19 protein-coding genes and 3 tRNA genes are annotated in these 20,890 nt (G+C 69.4%); 10 read left to right on the plus strand and 12 right to left on the minus strand.

From position 1 onward, the window contains the following. Nucleotides 1–31 precede the first annotated feature (31 nt). The 3 genes from O1W71_RS03585 to O1W71_RS03595 all read right to left on the minus strand — a co-directional run bounded on the left by O1W71_RS03585 (nt 32) and on the right by O1W71_RS03595 (nt 2,534). Nucleotides 32–1,720, minus strand: a complete 1,689-nt coding sequence (locus tag O1W71_RS03585; RefSeq protein WP_269266549.1) for a bifunctional 3'-5' exonuclease/DNA polymerase — start codon at nt 1,718–1,720, stop codon at nt 32–34. A gap of 7 nt (nt 1,721–1,727) precedes the next feature. Further along, complete coding sequence (locus tag O1W71_RS03590) at nt 1,728–2,459, minus strand: zinc ribbon domain-containing protein (protein WP_269266550.1); 732 nt, start codon at nt 2,457–2,459, stop codon at nt 1,728–1,730. A gap of 1 nt (nt 2,460) precedes the next feature. Continuing rightward, nucleotides 2,461–2,534 (minus strand) — tRNA-Val (locus O1W71_RS03595). A gap of 137 nt (nt 2,535–2,671) precedes the next feature. Between O1W71_RS03595 and aceE the strand changes: the two genes are divergently transcribed. The 6 genes from aceE (at nt 2,672) to O1W71_RS03625 (ending at nt 10,265) form a co-directional block, all read left to right on the plus strand. Next, a complete protein-coding gene (gene aceE / locus O1W71_RS03600) occupies nt 2,672–5,401 on the plus strand; it encodes a pyruvate dehydrogenase (acetyl-transferring), homodimeric type (protein ID WP_269266551.1) in 2,730 nt (909 codons plus the stop codon). Nucleotides 5,402–5,408: 7 nt separating this feature from the next. Continuing rightward, on the plus strand, nt 5,409–6,611 hold the full coding sequence (locus O1W71_RS03605) for a PucR family transcriptional regulator (RefSeq protein ID WP_112614114.1): 1,203 nt from the start codon (nt 5,409–5,411) through the stop codon (nt 6,609–6,611). Nucleotides 6,612–6,735: 124 nt separating this feature from the next. After that, nucleotides 6,736–7,653, plus strand: coding sequence for an ACP S-malonyltransferase (locus tag O1W71_RS03610; RefSeq protein ID WP_269266552.1), 918 nt, complete (start codon nt 6,736–6,738; stop codon nt 7,651–7,653). Then, a complete protein-coding gene (locus tag O1W71_RS03615; RefSeq protein ID WP_269266553.1) occupies nt 7,650–8,651 on the plus strand; it encodes a beta-ketoacyl-ACP synthase III in 1,002 nt (333 codons plus the stop codon). Before O1W71_RS03610 ends, O1W71_RS03615 begins: the two co-directional genes overlap by 4 nt. A 75-nt stretch (nt 8,652–8,726) precedes the next feature. Continuing rightward, a complete protein-coding gene (locus O1W71_RS03620; protein WP_023951379.1) occupies nt 8,727–8,975 on the plus strand; it encodes an acyl carrier protein in 249 nt (82 codons plus the stop codon). A gap of 51 nt (nt 8,976–9,026) precedes the next feature. Further along, nucleotides 9,027–10,265: a beta-ketoacyl-[acyl-carrier-protein] synthase family protein gene (locus O1W71_RS03625; protein WP_114587862.1), complete on the plus strand. Its 1,239-nt coding sequence runs from the start codon at nt 9,027–9,029 to the stop codon at nt 10,263–10,265. Between the two features lie 158 nt (nt 10,266–10,423). On the opposite strand, the gene O1W71_RS03630 is transcribed toward O1W71_RS03625, so the two are convergent. Next, nucleotides 10,424–10,927, minus strand: coding sequence for a DUF3145 domain-containing protein (locus tag O1W71_RS03630; RefSeq protein ID WP_112614106.1), 504 nt, complete (start codon nt 10,925–10,927; stop codon nt 10,424–10,426). A 206-nt stretch (nt 10,928–11,133) separates the two neighbouring features. Here O1W71_RS03630 and O1W71_RS03635 point away from each other — a divergent pair, with 206 nt between their 5' ends. Continuing rightward, nucleotides 11,134–11,325, plus strand: coding sequence for a hypothetical protein (locus O1W71_RS03635; protein ID WP_269266554.1), 192 nt, complete (start codon nt 11,134–11,136; stop codon nt 11,323–11,325). A 53-nt stretch (nt 11,326–11,378) separates the two neighbouring features. Here O1W71_RS03635 and O1W71_RS03640 read toward each other — a convergent pair. Both O1W71_RS03640 and O1W71_RS03645 read right to left on the minus strand, forming a co-directional pair. Further along, nucleotides 11,379–11,452 (minus strand) — tRNA-Ile (locus tag O1W71_RS03640). Nucleotides 11,453–11,499: 47 nt separating this feature from the next. Further along, a complete protein-coding gene (locus O1W71_RS03645; protein ID WP_112614102.1) occupies nt 11,500–12,489 on the minus strand; it encodes a DMT family transporter in 990 nt (329 codons plus the stop codon). Between the two features lie 43 nt (nt 12,490–12,532). Between O1W71_RS03645 and def the strand changes: the two genes are divergently transcribed. Next, entirely contained in the window at nt 12,533–13,099 is a 567-nt protein-coding gene (def, locus tag O1W71_RS03650; protein WP_269266555.1) for a peptide deformylase, read from the plus strand. Between the two features lie 4 nt (nt 13,100–13,103). Continuing rightward, entirely contained in the window at nt 13,104–14,030 is a 927-nt protein-coding gene (glsA, locus tag O1W71_RS03655; protein ID WP_269266556.1) for a glutaminase A, read from the plus strand. A gap of 155 nt (nt 14,031–14,185) precedes the next feature. Here the strand turns inward: glsA and O1W71_RS03660 are convergent. From O1W71_RS03660 to dusB, 5 genes are all read right to left on the minus strand, one after another. After that, nucleotides 14,186–14,258, minus strand: a tRNA-Asn gene (locus O1W71_RS03660). A gap of 94 nt (nt 14,259–14,352) precedes the next feature. Further along, nucleotides 14,353–15,120, minus strand: coding sequence for an ATP-binding cassette domain-containing protein (locus O1W71_RS03665; RefSeq protein WP_112615079.1), 768 nt, complete (start codon nt 15,118–15,120; stop codon nt 14,353–14,355). A gap of 53 nt (nt 15,121–15,173) precedes the next feature. Next, on the minus strand, nt 15,174–17,069 hold the full coding sequence (gene dnaG / locus O1W71_RS03670) for a DNA primase (RefSeq protein ID WP_269266557.1): 1,896 nt from the start codon (nt 17,067–17,069) through the stop codon (nt 15,174–15,176). Continuing rightward, nucleotides 17,069–18,442, minus strand: a complete 1,374-nt coding sequence (locus O1W71_RS03675) for a deoxyguanosinetriphosphate triphosphohydrolase (protein ID WP_094261834.1) — start codon at nt 18,440–18,442, stop codon at nt 17,069–17,071. Before O1W71_RS03675 ends, dnaG begins: the two co-directional genes overlap by 1 nt. Then, nucleotides 18,432–19,595 carry a tRNA dihydrouridine synthase DusB gene (gene dusB, locus O1W71_RS03680; RefSeq protein WP_269266558.1) on the minus strand — a complete coding sequence of 388 codons (1,164 nt, stop codon included), beginning with the start codon at nt 19,593–19,595 and terminating at the stop codon, nt 18,432–18,434. The genes O1W71_RS03675 and dusB overlap by 11 nt, the downstream gene beginning before the upstream one ends. Nucleotides 19,596–19,652: 57 nt before the next feature. Between dusB and O1W71_RS03685 the strand changes: the two genes are divergently transcribed. Continuing rightward, nucleotides 19,653–20,153: a glutathione peroxidase gene (locus O1W71_RS03685; protein ID WP_114587865.1), complete on the plus strand. Its 501-nt coding sequence runs from the start codon at nt 19,653–19,655 to the stop codon at nt 20,151–20,153. 25 nt (nt 20,154–20,178) lie between these two features. On the opposite strand, the gene O1W71_RS03690 is transcribed toward O1W71_RS03685, so the two are convergent. Beyond that, complete coding sequence (locus O1W71_RS03690) at nt 20,179–20,856, minus strand: DsbA family oxidoreductase (RefSeq protein WP_112614088.1); 678 nt, start codon at nt 20,854–20,856, stop codon at nt 20,179–20,181. Between the last annotated feature and the right edge of the window lie 34 nt (nt 20,857–20,890).

Consider the following 20,890-nt stretch of genomic DNA (forward strand, 5'->3'; position numbering starts at 1 on the left):
AGTCTACCGGCGGGCCCACCCACGCCCGTCGTCAGCTCTTGTCGGCGGAGGCCGCGATGCGCACGTCCAGCAGGAAGTCCAGGGGGAACGAGCCGAAGAGCAGTCGTCCTGCCGCGTCTGCGGCGTCGCGGACGGCTGCCGCGGCGGACTCGGCGTGCTCGACGGGGGTGTGCACGATGATCTCGTCGTGGAGGAAGAACGCGAGGTGCGCGCGCCCCGTGACGGGGTGGTCTCCGACGCTCGGAAAAGCCGCGAGGCGCTGCCGGAGGTCGGCGAGCCAGGCGAGCGCCCATTCGGCCGCCGTCCCCTGAACGACGAAATTTCGGGTGAACCGGCCGCGCTCGCGGGCCCGTGACCGCGCGAGCGTCTTGATGGCATCGGATGCCTCGGGCTCGGCGGCATCCGCTTGGAGCTCGCGCCACGCCGCGGACGGCGCCGGGCTGGTGCGACCGAGCAGCGTGCGCACCGAGCCGCCCTCCTCTCCCACGCGCGCCGCGTCATCGACGAGGGCCATCGCCCGCGGGTACGCGCGGCGCAGCGACGGTACCAGCCGCCCGCTGTCGCCGGTCGTCGCCCCGTACATCGCGCCGAGCAGCGCCATCTTCGCCTCCTGACGCGAGGGGACGGTACCGCGGGCCACGACGCCCTCGTACAGGTCGCGCCCCCGCGCGGCATCGGCGAGGGCGAGGTCGCCGGACATCGCCGCGAGGATGCGCGGCTCGAGCTGAGCGACGTCCGCGACCACCAGCTGCCACCCGGGATCGGCTCGCACCGCGGGCCGCAGCATCCGGGGCAGTTGCAGCGCTCCTCCGCCTGAAGACGCCCAGCGCCCCGTGACGACCCCTCCCGGCACGTAGACCGGACGGAACCGGTCGGTCGGGATCCATTCGTCCATCCACGCCCAGCCGTTGGCGCTCAACAGCCGCATCGCACGCTTGTAGGCCAGAAGCGGCTCGATGACCGGGTGCTCGTGACGTCGGAGCTCCCACTTGCTCGTCGACTCGACGAGCACACCCACCCGGTGCAGCGAGCGCAGCAGGCGCGGTTGCGAGTCGAGGCTCGCGGTCGGGTCGCCGAGCGCCTTCCGCACCCGGTCGGCCAAGTCGCGCACAAGACTCGGAAGCTCACCCGGTCGCGGACGGGGGCCCAGCGCGTCCGCGAGGATCGCGTCGTGCACCTCGCGACTCCACGGGACGCCCGCAACGTGCAGCTCGACGGCCACGAGGGCTCCGGCGGACTCGGCCGCGGTCAGGAGGCGCAGGCGACCGGGATCGGTCGCGCTCGCCATGGCGCGGACCTGCCGTGCGAACTCTGCGAGGGTCGCGTCGAGGTCATGCGGAAGGGCGTCGGCGGCGGGCTCGAGCGCGAAGAGGACGTCGCGATCAGACACCGGGTCTTCGGGCGCGGCGTCCCAGGAGGTCACGGCCCGCAGCTGTGCCGGTTCCGTGACGAGCGAGCTGTCGCGCAGGATCGCGTGGCACAGTCGCAGGTCGTGACACCGCGCCACCCGGACGCCGGCGGCCAGGATGTCGTGGTACCAGGCCGTCGTGTCAGACCAGATCCACCGCGCATCGGGGTCGGCTGCGATCTCACCCGCCAGCTCGCCGGCGGCGACACGGCCGCGCTCGACCACCGCGCCGGCGGCATCCACCACCGCGATGTCGACGTCTCCGTCATTGCGGCGTCCCACCGCGCGCCACCGGGCGCGCGGTGTGGTCATCGACGGATCACAGACCGGATTCTTCGGTGCGGACGAGGATGCAGCCGCACTGGGGGCACGTCACGACCTCGTCGGCGGCAGCCTGCCCGATCGCCTTGAGGTCGGTTCCGGAGAGCTCCATGTGGCACCCGCCGCACGTGCGGCGCTGCAGGAGGCCGGCGCCCGGCGTCCGCTCGGCGAGCGACTCGTAACGCGCCAGAAGATCTGCGGGCACCTTGGCCGCGACCGCCGCACGGTCACGGGTGGCCGCGTCGAGACGGGCCTGGGCGTCCGCGACGGCGGCCTTGCCCTCGGCGCTCAACCGCCCGCCTTCGGCGTTGACTTCGGCGATCAGGGCCTGCTGCGCGGAGACCGCGGTTTCCGCGGCCTCGAGGCGCTCCATGGCTTCGAGCTGCGCGTCTTCCAGCTCGCTCTTACGGCGGGCGAGCGAAGCGATCTCGTGCTCGAGGCCCTGGGCGTCCTTCGGGTTCGAGGTCGCCGCGAGTCGATCGGCATCGCGAGCCGCTCGAGCGTCGACGACAGCGACGTCCGATGCGATGCGCTTGAGCTCGGCCTCGATGTCGTCGCGATTGCCGAGCAGGCCGGTCAGCTCGACCGAGAGCTCCTGACGGCGTGCGAGCAGCTCGTTGACACGCGCCGCCTGAGCCGGATTGCGCTTGGCGGCCTCCGCTCCGCGCGCCTGCGCGTCAAGGCGGGCGATGTCCAGCAGCAGCAGCTGATCTGCGGGGGTGGCTTTCATGTGGGCCCAGAGAGACTCGAACTCCCGACTCCCTCGGTGTAAACGAGGTGCTCTAACCAACTGAGCTATAGGCCCCTGCTCTCAGTGTACGAGAGCGCCGACCCCTCCGAGCGTGAGTAGGCTGTCGTGCGGTGCTTGTGCGCGCCCGACAATGCCCGCGCCCTGCCCGTGGTGATTACCTGGCACGATCTGCCATACGAGAAAGGTCGCCCGTGACTGTCAACGATCAAGACCCCTACTCCCAGGACGCCCTGGACAGCGACCCGGAAGAGACCGGTGAATGGCAGGAGTCGCTGCGCCAGCTGGTCGATGCGAAGGGCTCGGGTCGCGGTCGCGAGATCATGCTGAGCCTGCTGCAGGCCTCGCACGAGCTGCAGCTCAACGTCCCGCAGGTGCCGGTGACGGACTACATCAACACCATCGCACCCGAGAACGAGCCGGAGTTCCCCGGTGACGAAGAGCTCGAGCGTCGCTACCGTCGCTGGATCCGCTGGAACGCCGCGGTCACCGTGCACCGCGCCCAGCGTCCCGGCATCGGTGTGGGCGGACACATCTCCACCTACGCGTCGTCGGCCTCGCTCTACGAAGTCGGCTTCAACCACTTCTTCCGCGGTCCCGACCACCCGTCCGGCGGCGACCAGATCTTCATCCAGGGCCACGCCTCACCCGGCATCTACGCCCGCTCGTACCTCGAGGGACGCCTCAGCGAGAGCCAGCTCGACGGCTTCCGCCAGGAGGCTTCGAAGGCGCCCGACGGCATCCCGTCGTACCCGCACCCCCGTCTGATGCCGGACTACTGGCAGTTCCCGACGGTCTCGATGGGTCTCGGCCCGATCAACGCCATCTACCAGGCGATGAACAACAAGTACCTCACCAACCGGGGCATCAAGGACCTGTCCGACTCGCACGTCTGGGCCTTCCTCGGCGACGGCGAGATGGACGAGGTCGAGAGCCGCGGTCAGCTGCAGGTCGCAGCCAACGAGGGACTCGACAACCTCACGTTCGTCATCAACTGCAACCTCCAGCGCCTCGACGGCCCGGTCCGTGGAAACGGCAAGATCGTCCAGGAGCTCGAGGCGTACTTCCGCGGCGCGGGCTGGAACGTCATCAAGGTCGTCTGGGGACGCGGCTGGGACGAGCTGCTGTCGCAGGATGACGAGGGCGCCCTCGTCCGCCTGATGAACACCACCCCCGACGGCGACTTCCAGACCTACCGCGCCGAGGACGGCGCGTTCATCCGCGAGCACTTCTTCGGGCGCGACGAGCGCACGGCGGCGCTCGTGAAGGACTGGTCGGACGACGACATCTGGGGCAAGCTCCGCCGCGGCGGTCTCGACTACCAGAAGGTCTACGCCGCCTACAAGCAGGCGATGGAGCACAAGGGCCAGCCGACCGTCATCCTCGCGAAGACGATCAAGGGCTATGGTCTCGGTCACCACTTCGAGGGCCGCAACGCGACCCACCAGATGAAGAAGATGACGCTCGAGAACCTCAAGCACTTCCGCGACTCGATGCGCATCCCGATCACCGACGCGCAGCTCGAGGAGAACCCGTACCTCCCGCCGTACTACCACCCGGGCGCCGAGGACGAGACGATCCGCTACATGCTCGAGCGTCGCCGTGAGCTCGGCGGTTTCCTGCCGCAGCGTCGTACGAAGCACGCGCCGCTGACGCTGCCCGGCGACGAGTCGTACGCGCTGCCGAAGAAGGGCTCGGGCACGCAGGAGATCGCCACCACGATGGCGTTCGTCCGCCTGCTCAAGGACCTGCTGCGTGCGAAGGACTTCGGCCACCGCATCGTGCCGATCATCCCCGATGAGGCGCGCACGTTCGGTATGGACGCGTACTTCCCGACGGCGAAGATCTACAACCCGCACGGGCAGAACTACACGTCGGTCGACCGCGAGCTGCTGCTGGCGTACAAGGAGAGCCCGCAGGGTCAGATCCTCCACGTCGGCATCAACGAGGCCGGCGCCGTCGCGGCGTTCACCGCGATCGGAACCTCGTACGCCACCCACGGCGAACCGCTCATCCCGGTCTACGTCTTCTACTCGATGTTCGGATTCCAGCGCACCGGCGACGCGCAGTGGGCCGCGGGCGACCAGATGGCCCGCGGGTTCATCATGGGCGCGACGGCCGGCCGCACGACCCTGACCGGCGAGGGCCTGCAGCACGCTGACGGCCACTCGCACCTGCTCGCTTCGACCAACCCCGCCACTGTGTCGTACGACCCGGCCTACGGGTACGAGATCGCCCACATCGTGCGTTCGGGTCTCGAGCGCATGTACGGCGGGAACCACCCCGACCCGAACGTCATGTACTACATCACGCTCTACAACGAGCCGCTGGTGCAGCCGAAGGAGCCTGAGGATGTCGACGTCGACGGCATCATCCGCGGCATCCACCGCGTGAGCGTCGGCGAGGGCGACGGGCCGCGCGCGCAGCTGCTCGCGTCGGGCGTCGGCGTGCCGTGGGCCTACGAGGCGCAGAAGCTCCTGAAGGACGACTGGGGTGTGATCGCCGACGTCTGGTCGGTCACGAGCTGGACCGAGCTGCGTCGTGACGGTCTCGCCGTCGACGAGCACAACTTCCTGCACCCGACCGACGAGCCCCGCACGGCCTTCGTCACGCAGAAGCTCAACGACTCCGAGGGCCCGGTCGTCGCGGTCAGCGACTTCATGCACGCCGTGCAGGACCAGATCCGGCCGTGGGTGCCGCGTCGCTTCGCGACGCTGGGCGCGGAGGGCTTCGGCTTCTCCGACACCCGCCCGGCCGCTCGACGGTTCTTCAAGATCGACGGGCCGTCGATCGTGGCGCGGACGCTCCAGGCTCTGGCCGAGGACGGCGTCGTGGACCGCGGTCTGTCGGCGCAGGCGATCGAGCGCTACCGCCTGCACGACGTGACGGCGGGCACGAGCGGAAACGCGGGCGGCGAGAGCTGACCCTTCGGTGACCGACGACAGCTCGAAGGCGGAGACACTCGCGTGGCTCCGCCGGATCTCGGGTGATCTGGCCACAGCCACGATCAATCGGCTCGAGGAGACGCTGCCCTGGTACGCCGAGATGCCGCCTGCGCGCCGGTCCTCCGTAGGACTGGTCGCGCAGGCGGGCATCACCTCGTTCATCCAGTGGTACGAGGATCCGACCTCGACCCCGCGCATCGCGGCCGACATCTTCGCCGCGGCTCCGCGCGAGCTGTTGCGCAGCGTCAGCCTGACGCAGACCCTGCAGCTCGTGCGAGTGACCGTCGAAGTCACCGAGGAACGGGTGGCGCACCGCGGCGACGATGTCCGCGAGGCGATCCTGAAGTACTCGCGTGACGTCGCTTTCGCAGCGGCAGACGTGTACGCGCGCGCCGCCGAGGCGCGCGGGTTGTGGGATGCCCGCCTTGAGGCGCTCGTCGTCGATTCCATCCTCACGGGTGAGACCGACGAGGAGCTTCCGAGCCGGATCGCCGCGCTCGGCTGGCACGGGCACGGTGCGGTCGCCGTCCTCGTCGGCACCGCTCCCCCGCAGTTCGACGTCGACCAGCTGCGCCGTGCCGCGCGCAAGATGGGTGTCGATGTCCTCGTCGGCGTTCAGGGCCTTCGCCTGGTGATCGTGATCGGGCGCGCTGATCTGCCGGGCCGGGCGGAGCCGGTGCCCGAGCTGACCTTCCTCGAGATAGCGGCGAGACTCGAGCCCGGTTTCGGCCCCGGTCACCTGGTGCTCGGCCCCACCGTGCCCGCTCTGGTCGACGCGAGCCAGAGTGCCCGCGCGGCTCTTGCCGGCTTCGCGGTCGCGAGCGCCTGGCGTCACGCACCGCGCCCCGTCGAGGCGGACGACCTGCTTCCCGAGCGCGCGCTGGCCGGCGATCCCGTCGCCAAGGCCACCCTGGTCGAGCGGATCTACCGTCCGCTGCTCGCCCACTCTGCGGACCTCGTCGCTACCCTGTGGAGCTACCTCGACAACGGTCGTTCCCTCGAAGCGACGGCCCGCGAGCTCTTCGTGCATCCGAACACCGTCCGGTACCGGCTGAAGCGCGTGTCGGACGTCATCGGCTGGGACGCGACCGGGCCCCGTGAGGCGCTCATCCTGCAGACTGCGCTCATCCTGGGCTCTATCGGCAATGACCTCACGAGACGACGCGCGCCGCAGTCGCGCCGGAGCTGACGAGGCCGCGCCTCCGTCGGACGCTCCTCATGAACCGTCGACTGTACGGTCGACACAAAGGTTCGCCGCATTGTTGTGCGATCGTCGCCAGCGGTCGACCGACTGAACTTGGAAGGATGTAACAGTGATCATCGCCGTGTTCCCCGGGCAGGGGTCGCAGTCCCCCGGCTTCCTCGCCCCGTGGCTCGAGCTGGAGGGTGCGCGTGAACGCCTCGAGCGCTTCTCCGAGCTCGCCGAGGTCGACCTCGTCGCCGCCGGTACCGAGTGGGATGCGGATCGCATCCGAGACACCGCCGTGGCCCAGCCGCTCATCGTCGCCGCCAGCCTGCTGTCGTACAGCGCGCTCGTCGCCGACGGCGCTCGCCCGGCAGGCGTCGCCGGCCACTCGGTCGGCGAGATCGCGGCACTCGCCGCCGGCGGCGTACTGAGCGACGATGACGCGATGCGCCTGGTGGGACTCCGTGGCCGTGCCATGGCGGATGCCGCGACCCGTGAGCAGACCGGCATGAGCGCTGTGCTCGGCGGCGACCAGGACGCTGTGGTCGCCCGCCTGGACGAGCTCGATCTCACGCCCGCCAACTACAACGGCGGCGGACAGATCGTCGCGGCCGGAGCACTCGACGCTCTCGCGCGCCTCGCCGCCGAGCCCGTCGCTGCGACCCGGGTCATTCCCCTCCAGGTCGCCGGCGCGTTCCACACGCGGTACATGGCGCCGGCCGTCGACACGCTCGCCGCGGCGGCATCCGCCACCTCGGTGAACGACCCCGACCTCACGCTGTGGTCGAACCGCGACGGCGCCGTCGTCGCCGAGGGCCGTGACGCTCTCGACCGTCTGGTCGCCCAGGTCGCGTCTCCCGTGCGCTGGGACCTGTGCATGTCCTCGTTCGCCGAGCACGGCGTCACCGGAATCATCGAGTTCGCCCCGGCCGGAACCCTCGTGGGTCTCGCGAAGCGCGCTCTCCGCGGTGTCCCCTCGGTCGCCGTCAAGACCCCCGACGACCTCGTCGCCGCATCCGCTCTCATCTCCGGAGGTGCCGCATGACCGCCGCCATTCGCCAGGCCACCGGCCCCGCTCACACCCGCATCTACGCGTACGGCGCGGCTCGCGGTGAGAACGCCGTACCCAACGACGACCTCGTCGGACCGATCGACTCGAGCGACGAGTGGATCCGTCAGCGCACCGGCATCGTCACTCGCGTCCGCGCGGACAAGGAGACCACCGTCATCGACCTGGCCGCGGATGCCGTGGCCGAGGCGATCGAGCGCAGCGGCGTTCCTGCCGACCAGGTCGACGCCGTCATCGTCTCGACGATCTCGAACCCGAAGCAGACCCCGTCGGTCTCGGCGATCGTCGCCGACCGCGTCGGGGCGAACCCGGCGGCGGCGTACGACGTCAACGCGGCGTGCGCAGGGTTCTCCTACGGAGTGACTCAGGCCGACGCACTCGTTCGCGCGGGTGCGGCCCGCTACGTCGCCGTCGTCGGCGCGGAGAAGCTCAGCGACATCATCGACCCCACCGACCGCACGATCTCGTTCCTGCTCGGCGACGGCGCGGGCGCGGCGATCATCGGGCCGAGCGACACCCCGGGCATCGGTCCGACGGTGTGGGGCTCGGACGGGTCGAAGGCCGACGCCGTCGGCATGAACCACACCCTCGTGGAGTTCCGCGACGGGACTGCGCCGTGGCCGACACTCCGGCAGGAAGGCCCGACGGTGTTCCGCTGGGCGGTCTGGGAGATGGTCAAGGTCGCACGGCGAGCCATCGAGGAGGCCGGCATCCAGGCCGGTGACCTCGCCGCCTTCATCCCGCACCAGGCGAACATGCGCATCATCGATGAGTTCGCCAAGCAGCTCGGGCTGCCCGAGACCGTCGCGATCGGTCGCGACATCGAGACCACCGGCAACACGTCGGCGGCCTCCATCCCCCTCGCCACGCACCGCCTGCTCGAGGAGAACCCCGAGTTGAGCGGCGGTCTGGCCCTCCAGATCGGCTTCGGTGCGGGGCTCGTCTTCGGCGCGCAGGTCGTCGTCCTTCCCTGATCGGGCGGGTCCCCGCACCTAGACTGAACAGCGGCCCGCGTCCGGGTCGGTCCAGAGATAACAAGGAGAAAACCCATGGCATTCAGCAACGACGAGGTCCTCGCAGGACTCGCCGAGCTCATCACCGACGAGACCGGCATCTCGGCCGACGAGGTCGCCCTCGAGAAGTCCTTCACCGACGACCTCGACATCGACTCGATCTCGATGATGACGATCGTCGTCAACGCCGAGGAGAAGTTCGGCGTCACCATCCCCGACGAAGAGGTCAAGAACCTCAAGACCGTCGGCGACGCCGTCACCTACATCACGTCCAACCAGGCGTAACCCCCACCGGCGGGGGCACACGCCCCCGCCGGGGTTCCACCGAGGAGATCCATGAGCACCCCGCGTATCGTCGTCACCGGAATCGGAGCGTCGTCGCCCCTGGGCGGCACCGCACCCGAAAGCTGGGAAGGCCTGCTCGCCGGCCATTCCGGCACGCGCACACTCGAGCACGAGTGGGTCGAGAAGTACCAGATTCCGGTTCACTTCGCCGCCGAGGCCATCGTGCGCCCCGACACCGTGCTGGAGCGCCCTGTCTCCAAGCGTCTCGACCCCGCGTCGCAGTTCGCGATGGTCGCCGCGATGGAGGCGTGGGCGGATGCCGGCAGCCCCGAGGTCGACCCCGAGCGTCTCGGTGTCGACTTCGCGACCGGCATCGGTGGGGTGTGGACGCTGCTCGATGCGTGGGACACGCTGCGCGAGAAGGGACCGCGACGGGTTCTGCCCATGACGGTTCCGATGCTCATGCCCAACGCCGCCGCCGGTAACCTCTCGCTGCACTTCCGGGCGCGCGCCTTCGCCCGGACGGTCGCGAGCGCCTGCGCCTCGAGCACGGAGTCGATCGTCAACGCGATCGAGCACCTGCAGGACGGCCTGGCCGACATCGTCATCGCCGGTGGCACCGAGTCGGCCATCCACCCCATCACGATGGCGTCCTTCGCGTCGATGCAGGCACTGTCACGCCGCAATGACGACCCGGCGACGGCCTCGCGCCCGACGAGCATCGATCGCGACGGCTTCGTCATGGGTGAGGGCGCCGGTGTGCTGATCCTCGAGACCGAAGAACACGCCAAGGCTCGCGGCGCGAAGATCTACGCCTACGCGGTGGGCGGCGGCGTCACCGCCGACTCGTACCACATCACGGCCAACGACCCCGAGGGCGCCGGCGCCTCGCGCGCGGTCCGCGCTGCTCTCGAGCAGGCCGATGCCTCCCCCGATGATGTCGCGCACATCAATGCGCACGCGACCTCGACCCCCGTCGGCGACCCCAACGAGTACCAGGCGCTGCGCAGCGTCTTCGGCGACCGCATCGACGAGATCCCGGTCTCGGCCACGAAGGCGTCCACGGGTCACCTGCTGGGTGGTACCGGTGCCCTCGAGGCGATCTTCACGATCCTGGCTCTACGCGAACGGATCGCGCCGCCGACGATCAACATCACCGAGCAGGACCCCGCCGTCCCGTTCCGGGTCTCGGGCGAGACCCAGAGCCTCGGCGACGGTGATCTGCTGGCGATCAGCAACTCGTTCGGCTTCGGCGGGCATAACGCCGTCGTCGCGTTCCGTTCGGCCTGACCGGTCTCGGAACACGAAACAGACCCCCGCGGACGGCGTTCCGCGGGGGTCTGTTCTTCTTTCGGGTCAGTCGTCCCGTACGTGCTCCCGTTCCCCGGGATCATTCCACCGGGGCTCGGTACGAACGCACGGGCCGACTGGGTCTGTGCGACTCAGAATCAGCCCACCTTGTGCAGCCACACCACGGCAGCATCGTCGCCCGCGTGACGGAAGGGCTCGAGCTCTTCGTCCCAGGCTGCGCCCAACGCGACGTCGAGCTCGCGCTGCAGCTCGCGCACATCGCCCGCCGCGATCTCCATGGCGTAGCGGATGCGGTCCTCACCGATCACGACGTTGCCCGTTGCATCGGTCTGGGCGTAATGGATGCCGAGGCTCGGGGTGTGCATCCACCGGCCCCCGTCGCTGCGCGGCGTCGGATCCTCCGACACCTCGAATCGCAGGTGCTCCCAGCCCCGTATCGCCGTCGCGAGTGCTGCTCCGGTTCCGGCGGGGCCCTCCCAGTAGAACTCCGCGCGACGGCTGCCATCGAGCACCGGCTGGTCCTCCCAGTCGAAGCTGACCGCGCGTCCGAGCGCACGCCCCGCCGCCCACTCGAGGTGCGGGCACAACGCGCGTGGCGCGGAGTGGATGAAGATCACTCCACGCGCCTGTGGTGTCGCCATGACTTCTCCGTTTCATCAGGTACGTCTTCCCCTACGACCTGAGCCCGGATGTCGGCGATGTGTTCGGTTATGGCGTCGATTATCGCGCACGAACCTGAAGAATCACAACCGTGTCACGATTTCTCCCGGCATCCGATGTCAAGCGCCTTCCTCGTGACCCACCCGAGCGGCAGGCTGGATCTCACACCCCGAGGAAAGGATGCCGCATGTCCGACAGCACTCCCCACCACCGCGACGCCGATGACGCGCACGCCGACAGCGCCGCGCCGACGGATGCCGCCAGCGATGAGGTGAAGGCCGACGCGGCTCGCGCGGGCTCCGACCTCGGCGACACCGATCTCAAGGCGGGCGACGACAACACCGACTTCCCGCAGGATCCCGCAATTACGCACCCCTGATGCCTCACGCGCCTGTGCATGCGAATGGCCGCCCGCGGGCGGCCATTCGTTTGTAGGGCGGGTGGGACTTGAACCCACGATCGTCGGGTTATGAGCCCGCTGCCTTGACCAGCTTGGCCACCGCCCCCTGCCGTATCGAGCCTAGCGCGAGCCGCCTCGAGCCGACGCGACCGCTCAATCGTCGAGGCGCTTGCCCTTGCTCCCGCGCGGAATCGGCAGCTGCTGACTGTCGAGCACGACCTGCGGATGGTTCCGCGCCAGCGACGTCACGCCATAGACCGCGATGGCTCCGGCGACGACGAAGCCGACGAATGCCGGCAACGGCGCCGTTGCGGCCTCACGCAAGATGGCGATGCCGATGATGACGGCGACGATCGGGTCGATGACGGTGAGCCCGGCGATGACGAGATCGGGAGGCCCGACGGAGTAAGCGGTCTGAACGAAGTACGCACCGACGGCGGTCGCGGTGATCAGGCCGACGAGGCACAGGAGCGTCAACCACTCGAAGTCGCCGTTCTGGATGCGCGAGATCACGACCTTCGCGAGCGTCGCGACGAAACCGTAGATGATTCCCGAGGCCGCGATGTAGAAGAGCGGCTTCGCGCCCTTGCGCACCAGCATCCACACGGCCCCCGAGATCAGCAGCACGCCCGCGAGCAGAGCGAGGATGGTGATGAGCTGCGCCTGATCGATCGGCTCCTCCGTCGCGACGAGCGCAGCCACCGTGACGAAGGCGAGGATGCCTCCGACGCACAGGATGATCGAGCGAACCGACCGCTTCGTCGGCTTGACGCCGGTGATGCGTGCATTCAGCAGGGTCGTGATCACGAGAGAGATCGCACCGAGCGGCTGAACGAGGATGAGCGGCGCGAAAGTCAGCGCTGCGAGCTGACACACGATCGCGAGCCCGAGCATGATCGTCCCCGCCACCCACGACGGACGCTTGAGCAGACTCAGCAGCTGCGAGCCGTTGAGCCCGGCGCTTCCCGACGAGTTGGTGAGACGCTCGACCTTCTGCACACCCCGGTGCTGGTAGAGCGCTCCGAAGGACATGAACACAGCGCCGAGCAGCGCGAGCGGGATTCCGATGAGGATTCTGGGTTCGCGGAAGACTCCGATCAGCTGATCGGTGACGTCATCGAGGGACGCGACAAACGGAATCACCTTTCGACCATAACGGCGAAGCGGGCTCGATTAGGCTCGCAACGTGCCCGTTCTTCCGATTCGCATCATGGGCGATCCCGTGCTGCACGCCCCCGCCGAGCCCGTCACCGAGATCACGGACGAGATCCGCCAGCTCGTCGCCGACATGTACGAGACCATGGATGCCGCCCCCGGGGTCGGCCTGGCTGCTCCGCAGGTCGGCGTCGGCCTGCGGATCTACGTCTACACGTACCAGGACGACGACGGCGAGCCCTGGCGCGGCGAGATCATCAATCCCGAGCTCTGGATGCGACCCCTCGAGCCCGGATCACCCGATCCCGACGACGAGTCGGAGGGGTGCCTCTCCTTCCCCGGTGAGCGGTTCCCGCTGCGGCGCTCCGAGGAGGTGCTCGTGACCGGCACCGACCTCGCCGGCTCCCCCGTCGAGATCCGCGTCGATGGCTGGCGCGCGCGCATCATGCAGCACGAGTTCGATCACCTCGACGGCATCCTCTACGTGGACCGCCTCGACGACTCGGGCTGGAAGACGACGCAGAAGATCGCGAAGAAGCGCGGCTGGGGCCGTCCGGGCAACGCCTGGATGCCGGGCGTCGACGATCTCGACGCCTGACGCCATGAGCGACGCCAGCGGTCCGCGTGCATACGATCTCGACGCTCTGCGTGGACGGTTGCTGCCGGCGCGCGACGGTGAACGCTCGACGAGCATCCCCGAGCTCGCCGACGCCGACCGCGACCTGTGCGCGATCGCACTGGCTCTGCCCGACGGCTCGGTCCGATCGTCGGTGGATGGGGAGGTCCCGTTCAGCATCCAGTCAGCCGTCAAGCCGTTCCTGTTCGCCCTCGCTCTGGCCGACACCGACGGCGCAGCTCTAGCCCGGGTCGGCATCGAGCCGACGGGCGAGGCGTTCGACGCCATCAAGCTCGAGAGCGGCACGGGAAGACCCCCGAACCCGATGGTGAACGCCGGCGCCATCCTGACCTGCGCGCTGGTCGATGGAGACGATCCCGACGAGCGGGCGAGCCGCATCGTGGCCGGGCTCTCGGGATTCGCCGGTCGTCGACTGGAGGTGGACGACGATGTCGCCCACAGCGAGCACCTCCTCGGCGACCGCAATCATGCACTCGCGCATCTGATGCGCGATGAGGGAACGCTCGCCGTCACGGCCGATGACGCCGTCGCGGTCTACGCCCGTGCGTGCGCCGTGCTGGTGGACGCGCAGACCCTGGCCGTCATGGGCGCGACGCTCGCTCTCGGCGGGGTGAATCCCGTGACCGGCGAACGGGCGGTGTCTGCGCGGATCGCGAGAGACGTCGTCGCCGTCATGGCCACGTGCGGCGTCTACGACGGATCGGGGCGCTGGATGCGAGCCGTCGGCGTCCCCGCGAAGTCCAGTGTCTCCGGCGCGATCGTGTTGTCGGCTCCGGGCAAGCTCGGCGCTGCCATCGTGAGCCCGCCTCTCGACGAGCACGGGACGAGCGTGCGCGGTCGCATCGGCGCGGAGGCGCTGAGCGACGACCTCGGACTGCACGTCTTCGGCTGATCGTTCGAGCGCACGTCTCCGGTTGGCACTTTGCGCCGCTTCGAGGCCGAGGAACGGGCATCGAGTGCCAGGCGAACCTCAGACACATGAGTAAAGGCCCGGGGTGGAAGCCCGGGCCTTCGGTGAGAGCCGCGGTAGATAACGCGGGTCTCTCGCTCCCCGGCTTGGACTCGAACCAAGAACCTATCGGTTAACAGCCGATTGCTCTGCCAATTGAGCTACCGAGGATCAGCCGCCCCGCTCGCGCCGGGCAACCCGTCTATATTAGCAAAGCTCCGGGGGTGCTCACGACATCGGCCGACCGCCGGGCGGGTCGCGGCCGTCAGGACGCCCGCGATCGCCCGTCCGGCGTCCAGACCACATCCGATGCGGTCTGCCCGTATCCCACGGGCCGGCCACCGTGCAGGACGAGAGCCGCGGCATCCAGCTCGTCGGCGGTCTCGACGTCGTTCGTCGCGATGACGATCGCCATCCCCGTGTCGTCGCGACGCGAGAGCAAGGCCTCTCGAGCCGCGATGCGTACCTCGATGTCGAGGTTCGCGTACGGGTCATCGCCGATGAAGACCTTCGGGTCGAGCACGAGAGCGCGCGCGAGGGCGACGCGCTGGCGCATGCCCGCGCTGAGCTCGTAGGGATACTGCGAGGCCGCCCCCAGCGGAAGGTGCAACTCGTCGAGGAGCGAGGCGACCCGAAGCGACAGAGCGCGCTGACTCACCCGCCGGTCACGCGAGGTGATGGGCTCGGCGATGACTTCGGCCACGGTCAATCGAGCCGGGAGCGACGCGCCCGCCGCCTGTGGCATGTGCCCGGCGTAATAGGTGAGCATGCGGCGGGAACGGCCACCCTTCCGCACCGAGAGGCCGGCCACCTCGGCGGCACCGCCGACGACCCCGACGTCGGCCGGCGCATTGCCGGCCAGGACGGAGAGCAGCGTCGACTTACCGGATCCGGTCGCGCCCATCACGGCGAGGGCTTCTCCCGCCCGGACCGTGACGCTGACGCCCTCGACGACGCGATCGGAATCGCCCGTCCGCGCTATCGACAAATCGTCGCAGCGCACCGCGATCTCCGCGTCGGGTCGTCGGGACATGCGCATCATCCTGCCGTTTTCATCGCTCGACCGCCACTCGTCGCCGACGGCGGCTACTCCGACTCCATGAGTTGCCGCAGCCGAAGGTCGAGATCGCGGATGGCGACGCCGATGGAACGGAACTCGGGCGAGCCCGGTTCCAGGCGCTGCTGCGCGCTTCGCAGCTCGGCCTTCTCGCGTTCGAGCGCCCGCTGGCGGAGTTTGCGCAGCGACTCCATCGCCGTCGTCTGCGCGATGCGTTCGGTTCCCGCGGGGAAGTCCGCCGTGAGCAGTTCGATCGCGAGCGTGCGATAGGGCTCGCGAGTCGCGTCCACCGCAGCCGAGGTCCATCCGGGCCGGGTGAGATCGGGCTGCATCGAGACGGCCTGACGGACGGCTTCGAGAGCCGGATGCGGCATGGGCAGACCCAGCGCGATGTCGACGGCCTGCTTGTCGAGCAGGTGCCCGTACTGCAGCACGCCCATGAGCGCGCGCTTCTCGAGCTCGAGGGCGGCCGGCAGTGAGGCGAGGGTGACACGGACCGACACGGGCGGCGGTTCGGAGGCCGCGCCGGGCGCACCGGAGGGCTGCGCTCGGCCTGCGCCCGGTGCCTCGCCGCGAGTGCGCTCCCCTGCGCTCCCGGACGCCGACGCGCGGCGCGCGGCCCGCTCGACCTCGGGCTGCACCTCCGAAAGGTCGAGCCCGAGCTTTCCGGCGAGGACACGCGTGTAGCCCGGTCGAAGCGCGGCATCGCGGATGTCGGCGACGATCGGTGCCGCCGCCCGCAGGGCGCCGATGCGTCCTTCAACGGTGGAGAGGTCGAACGTCGACAGACGCTGATCCATGACGAACTCGAACATCGGCGCCTTCGCCTCGATGAGCGAGCGCACGGCCGCGTCACCGCGGTTCAGCCGGAGATCGCACGGGTCCAGCCCCTCGGGGGCGACCGCGACGTACGTCTGCGCAGCGAAGCGCTTCTCGTCGCCGAAGGCGCGCAGCGCGGCCTTCTGGCCGGCGGCATCCGGGTCGAACGTGAAGACGACCTCCCCCGAGCTGCCCTCGCTGTCGCCCATGACGCGACGCAGCACCGTGATGTGATCGGTACCGAAGGCCGTGCCGCACGACGCGATGGCTCCGGTGACCCCGGCGAGATGGCACGCCATCACATCGGTGTAGCCCTCGACGACGACGACGCGATGCTCCCGCGAGATCGACTTCTTCGCGAGGTCGAGGCCGTAGAGGACCTGCGCCTTCTTGTAGATCGGCGTCTCTGGCGTGTTGAGGTACTTCGGGCCCTGATCGTCGTCGTAGAGGCGGCGAGCGCCGAAACCGATCGTCTGGCCGGCGACGTCGCGGATGGGCCAGACGACCCGTCCCCGGAACCGGTCGTAGACGCCGCGCTGCCCCTTCGAGACCAGTCCCCCGGTGAGCAGCTCCTCGTCGGTGAATCCCTGCGACCGCAGTGCGTCGCGAAGCGCCGACCAGCCTTGGGGCGCGTATCCGACCCCGAAGTGCGCGGCTGCACCGGCGTCGAATCCCCGCTCGCCGAGGAACTGACGTGCGGCCTGCGCGTCCGGGGCGGACAGCTGCGACCGGTAGAACTCAGCCGCGGCGGTGTGGGCGGCGTACAGCCGGGAACGACCGCTCGTCTCGGGAGCCGCAGCGCCGTCCTCGTAGTGCAGTGAGTAACCGATGCGCGCCGCGAGGCGCTCCACGGCCTCGGTGAACGAGAGGTGATCCATCGCCCGCAGGAACGAGTAGACGTCGCCCGACTCACCGCATCCGAAGCAGTGGTAGTACCCCACCTGCGGCCGGACGTGGAAACTGGGGCTTCGTTCGTCATGGAACGGGCAGAGCCCCTTCAGCGAGCCGACGCCGGCGGACTTCAGGGCGACACGCTCGCCGACGATGTCGCCGATGTTCGTGCGCGCCTTGACCTCTTCGATGTCGGTCTGCCGGATCCGTGCCATCAGAGCCCTTCGATGGGCTCGGGCAGCGCGAAGTGGCTCGGCGCCGTCGCGCGCGGATCAGACGACCACAGGCCCAGCTCGCGAAGGTCGACCGGGCCCACCAGGCGGCCGTGCCACTCGATCGCGAAGCGGTCGGTGAGGGTCGCCACCTGGTCGACGATGACGCGGCGGCGGGCGGCATCCGTTACCGCTGCGGCGAAGTCCTCGGCGTGCAGCGCGTCGAGGTGCTCCGGGCGCTCCCAGAGGGCGTCGGCAAGGCGGCGCAGCACGCGACGCTGCTCCTTGTAGAGCCCCTTGCGTCCCTCGATCGAGACGACGAAGGCGCCGATGACTCCCTTGAGCACCGCCATCTCGACCTCGATGACGCGCGGAACGATGACCCGACCGCGGAAGCGGGTCAGGACGGGGATGTCGTAGTGCTCGCGGGTCGCGGCCGTGGCGGCACGCGCGAACCGGCCGATGAGATCGGAGGTGAGGTTCTTGAGACGTGCCATCGCCGCGCGCGAGCCGTCGTACGACTCGAGCCATTCGGGAAGCAGAGTCAGACGGTAGAGTGCATCGCCCAGCTCGTCCTTCGTGAACCCGTAGCCCACCCAGCTCTGGATCGCGGTGAGCAGCGCCTCGCGTTCGCGGGGATCGCCGAGCCGCGCCGGATCGAGGTAGCCGTTCAGGACCGCGTCTTCGAAGTCGTGCACCGAGTAGGCGATGTCGTCGGAAAGGTCCATGACCTCGGCCTCGATGCAACGCAGGCGTCCCGGGGCGCCCTCACGCATCCACTGGAACACCGCCTCGTCCTCGGGGTAGACGCCGAACTTCTGCCGTCCGCCCGGGTCGGGGATGGCGTGCTCGACCGTCCACGGGTACTTGCACGTCGCATCGAGGCTCGCCCGCGTGAGGTTCAGGCCCGCGCTCTGACCGAACGCGTCGACGACCTTCGGCTCGAGACGCGAGAGGATGCGCAGCGACTGCGCGTTGCCCTCGAAGCCGCCGATGTCCTCGGCCCAGTCGTTGAGGGCCCGCTCACCGTTGTGGCCGAACGGCGGGTGTCCGAGGTCGTGGCAGAGGCAGGCGGTATCGACGACGTCGGGCGAGAGCTCCAAAGCGATGGCCAGCTCGCGCCCGACCTGGGCGACCTCGAGCGAGTGCGTCAGGCGGTTGCGCGCGAAGTCGGCCGGGCTCGCCGGACTCAGCACCTGCGTCTTGGCGGCGAGACGGCGCAGGGCGCCGGAATGCAGCACACGGGCGCGATCGCGGGCGAAGCTGTCGCGGCGCGAGCGGTGCTCCTCGCGGTGGAAACGGGCGGCGTCGTGGTCGTCGTAGCCGGAGGGGCGTCCCGCCGAGACGCCGACACCGCTCGTGACCTCAGCCCCCACTGTTCTCGACCTCCGCTGCGGCGATGGCCGACGACTCGGCCGCGTCGACGTCGCGGGACTCCAACCAACGGTCCGGCAGCGCCGGGCGCTTGGGCGTTCCCGCGCGACCACGCTGCCCCTCCGCAGCCGAGCCGGGGTAGGGCGCCGTCCAGTCCAGCGTCGCGAGGATGTCGTCGATCTCGGCGAGGCTCGACGCGGTCGCCAGCCGCGCCCGCGTGTCACCGCCGACGGGGTACCCCTTGAAGTACCACGCGACGTGCTTGCGGATGTCGCGGCATCCCCGGCCCTCATCCTCGAAGAACTCCACGAGAAGCTCGGCGTGCCGGCGGAAGGCGGTCGCGACGAACCCGAGCGTGGCGTCGACCTCCGGCCCAGCTGAGCCCGGTTCGCCCAGCGCTCGCGCGAGGTCTCCGAAGAGCCACGGACGCCCGAGGCATCCGCGACCGACGACGACCCCGTCGCAGCCGGTCTCCGCCATCATGCGCACGGCGTCGTCGGCGGACCAGATGTCACCGTTGCCGAGAACAGGAACGCTCGTGACGGCTTCTTTCAGCGCGGCGATGGCCGACCAGTCGGCGTGCCCCGAGTAGAACTCCGCCGCGGTGCGTGCGTGGAGCGCGACCGCCGAGACCCCGGCGTCCTCCGCGATGCGACCCGCGTCGAGGTAGGTCAGGTGGTCCGAGTCGATGCCCTTGCGCATCTTGACCGTCAGCGGGACGTCGCCGGCCGCGCGCGCGGCGCGCGTGACGATGTCGCGGAACAGGTCGAGCTTCCACGGCAGGGCGGCTCCCCCGCCCTTGCGCGTCACCTTGGGCACGGGGCATCCGAAGTTCAGGTCGATGTGGTCGGCGCGGTCCTCCTCGACAAGGAGCCGCACCGCGGCCTCGGTCGTGGCGGGGTCGACGCCGTAGAGCTGGATGGAGCGCGGCTTCTCCGACTCGTGATGGGTGATCAGGCGCATGGTGGTGGCGTTGCGCTCGACGAGTGCGCGGGTCGTGATCATCTCGCTGACGTAGAGACCAGCGCCGTACTCGCGGCACAGTCGACGGAATGCGGTGTTCGTGATCCCGGCCATCGGCGCCAGGACGACGGGTGCATCCAGGGCGATCGGGCCGATCCGCAGGCGCGGGGAAGCGGAAACGACGGTACTCACCAGATCATTCTCCCAGAAGGACGGATGCCGGAAGGCGGCCGGGCGTAGCCTGGGGACGTGACCGAAGCGACCACCGACATCCGTTCGATTCCCTTCTCCGCAGCCGACGGCACCGCCACCACGCTGGAGGAGCTCGGCGACGGTGTGCTGCTCGTCGTCAACGTCGCCTCGAAGTGCGGCCTGACGCCCCAGTACGAGCAGCTCGAGCAGCTTCAGCGCACCTACGGCGAGCGCGGACTCCAGGTCATCGGATTCCCCTGCAACCAGTTCATGGGTCAGGAGCCGGGCTCGATGGAGGAGATCCTCGATTACTGCGCGATGACCTGGGGAGTGAGCTTCCCCATCATGGACAAGATCCGGGTCAACGGCTCGCACGCCGCTCCCCTGTACAAGGCGCTGAAGAAGATCCGCAACGAGGAAGGTGCGCGAGGCCCGGTGATGTGGAACTTCGAGAAGTTCGTCATCACGCCGAGCGGTGAGGTGCACCGCTTCCGCCCCCAGACGAAGCCCGACGCGCCGGAGATCGTCGCGGTCATCGAGGCGAACCTCCCGCGCTGACCCTGCGCGCGTGCGCGGACCGCGCTCAGCCCGCGGTTTCGACGCCGTTCCGCTCGGCCCACACCTGACGGGCGATCTGCGCGAACGCCTCGGCAGGCTGCGCTCCGGAGACGCCGTACTTGCCGTCGATGACGAAGAACGGGACGCCGTTGATGCCGTACGAACGCGCCTGATCCTGATCGGCGCGAACGGCCGGCAGGTGCTCGCCCGACTCGAGCGCGGCGCGGATCACGTCGCGGTCGAGTCCGACCTCGGCGGCGAGCTCGACGAGATCGTCGATCCGTCCGACGTGGCGGCCCTCGGTGAAGTACGCCGCCATCAGGCGCTCGGCCATCTCGTGCTGACGGCCCTCCGCCTTCGCGGCGTGCAGCAGCTCGTGCGCCTTGACCGTGTTGGTGTGCTTGAGGATGTCGAAGTGGTAGTCGAGGCCCGCGTCCTTCGCGACGCCGGTGACGTTGTCGAGCATCTGCTGCACCTGCTCGCGCGGCATCCCCTTGTGCGTCGAGAGGAAGTCCAGCTCGTCGCCCTCGAAATCGACCGGAGTGTCGGGCGAGAGCTCGAACGAGTGGAAGGTCACCTCGACGCGCGGAGCGTCTTCGTCATCCGCCGTGGCCGCGAGGCCCGACTCGAGGTTGCGCTTGCCGATGTAGCACCACGGGCAGGCGATGTCGCTCCACACGTCGATCTTGATTGCGTCCGTCACACCGGGTGCAACGTCCTGGCGCGCGCGGGCTATT

This window comes from Microbacterium sp. H37-C3 (genome assembly GCF_027157935.1).
GTDB lineage: Bacteria > Actinomycetota > Actinomycetes > Actinomycetales > Microbacteriaceae > Microbacterium > Microbacterium plantarum.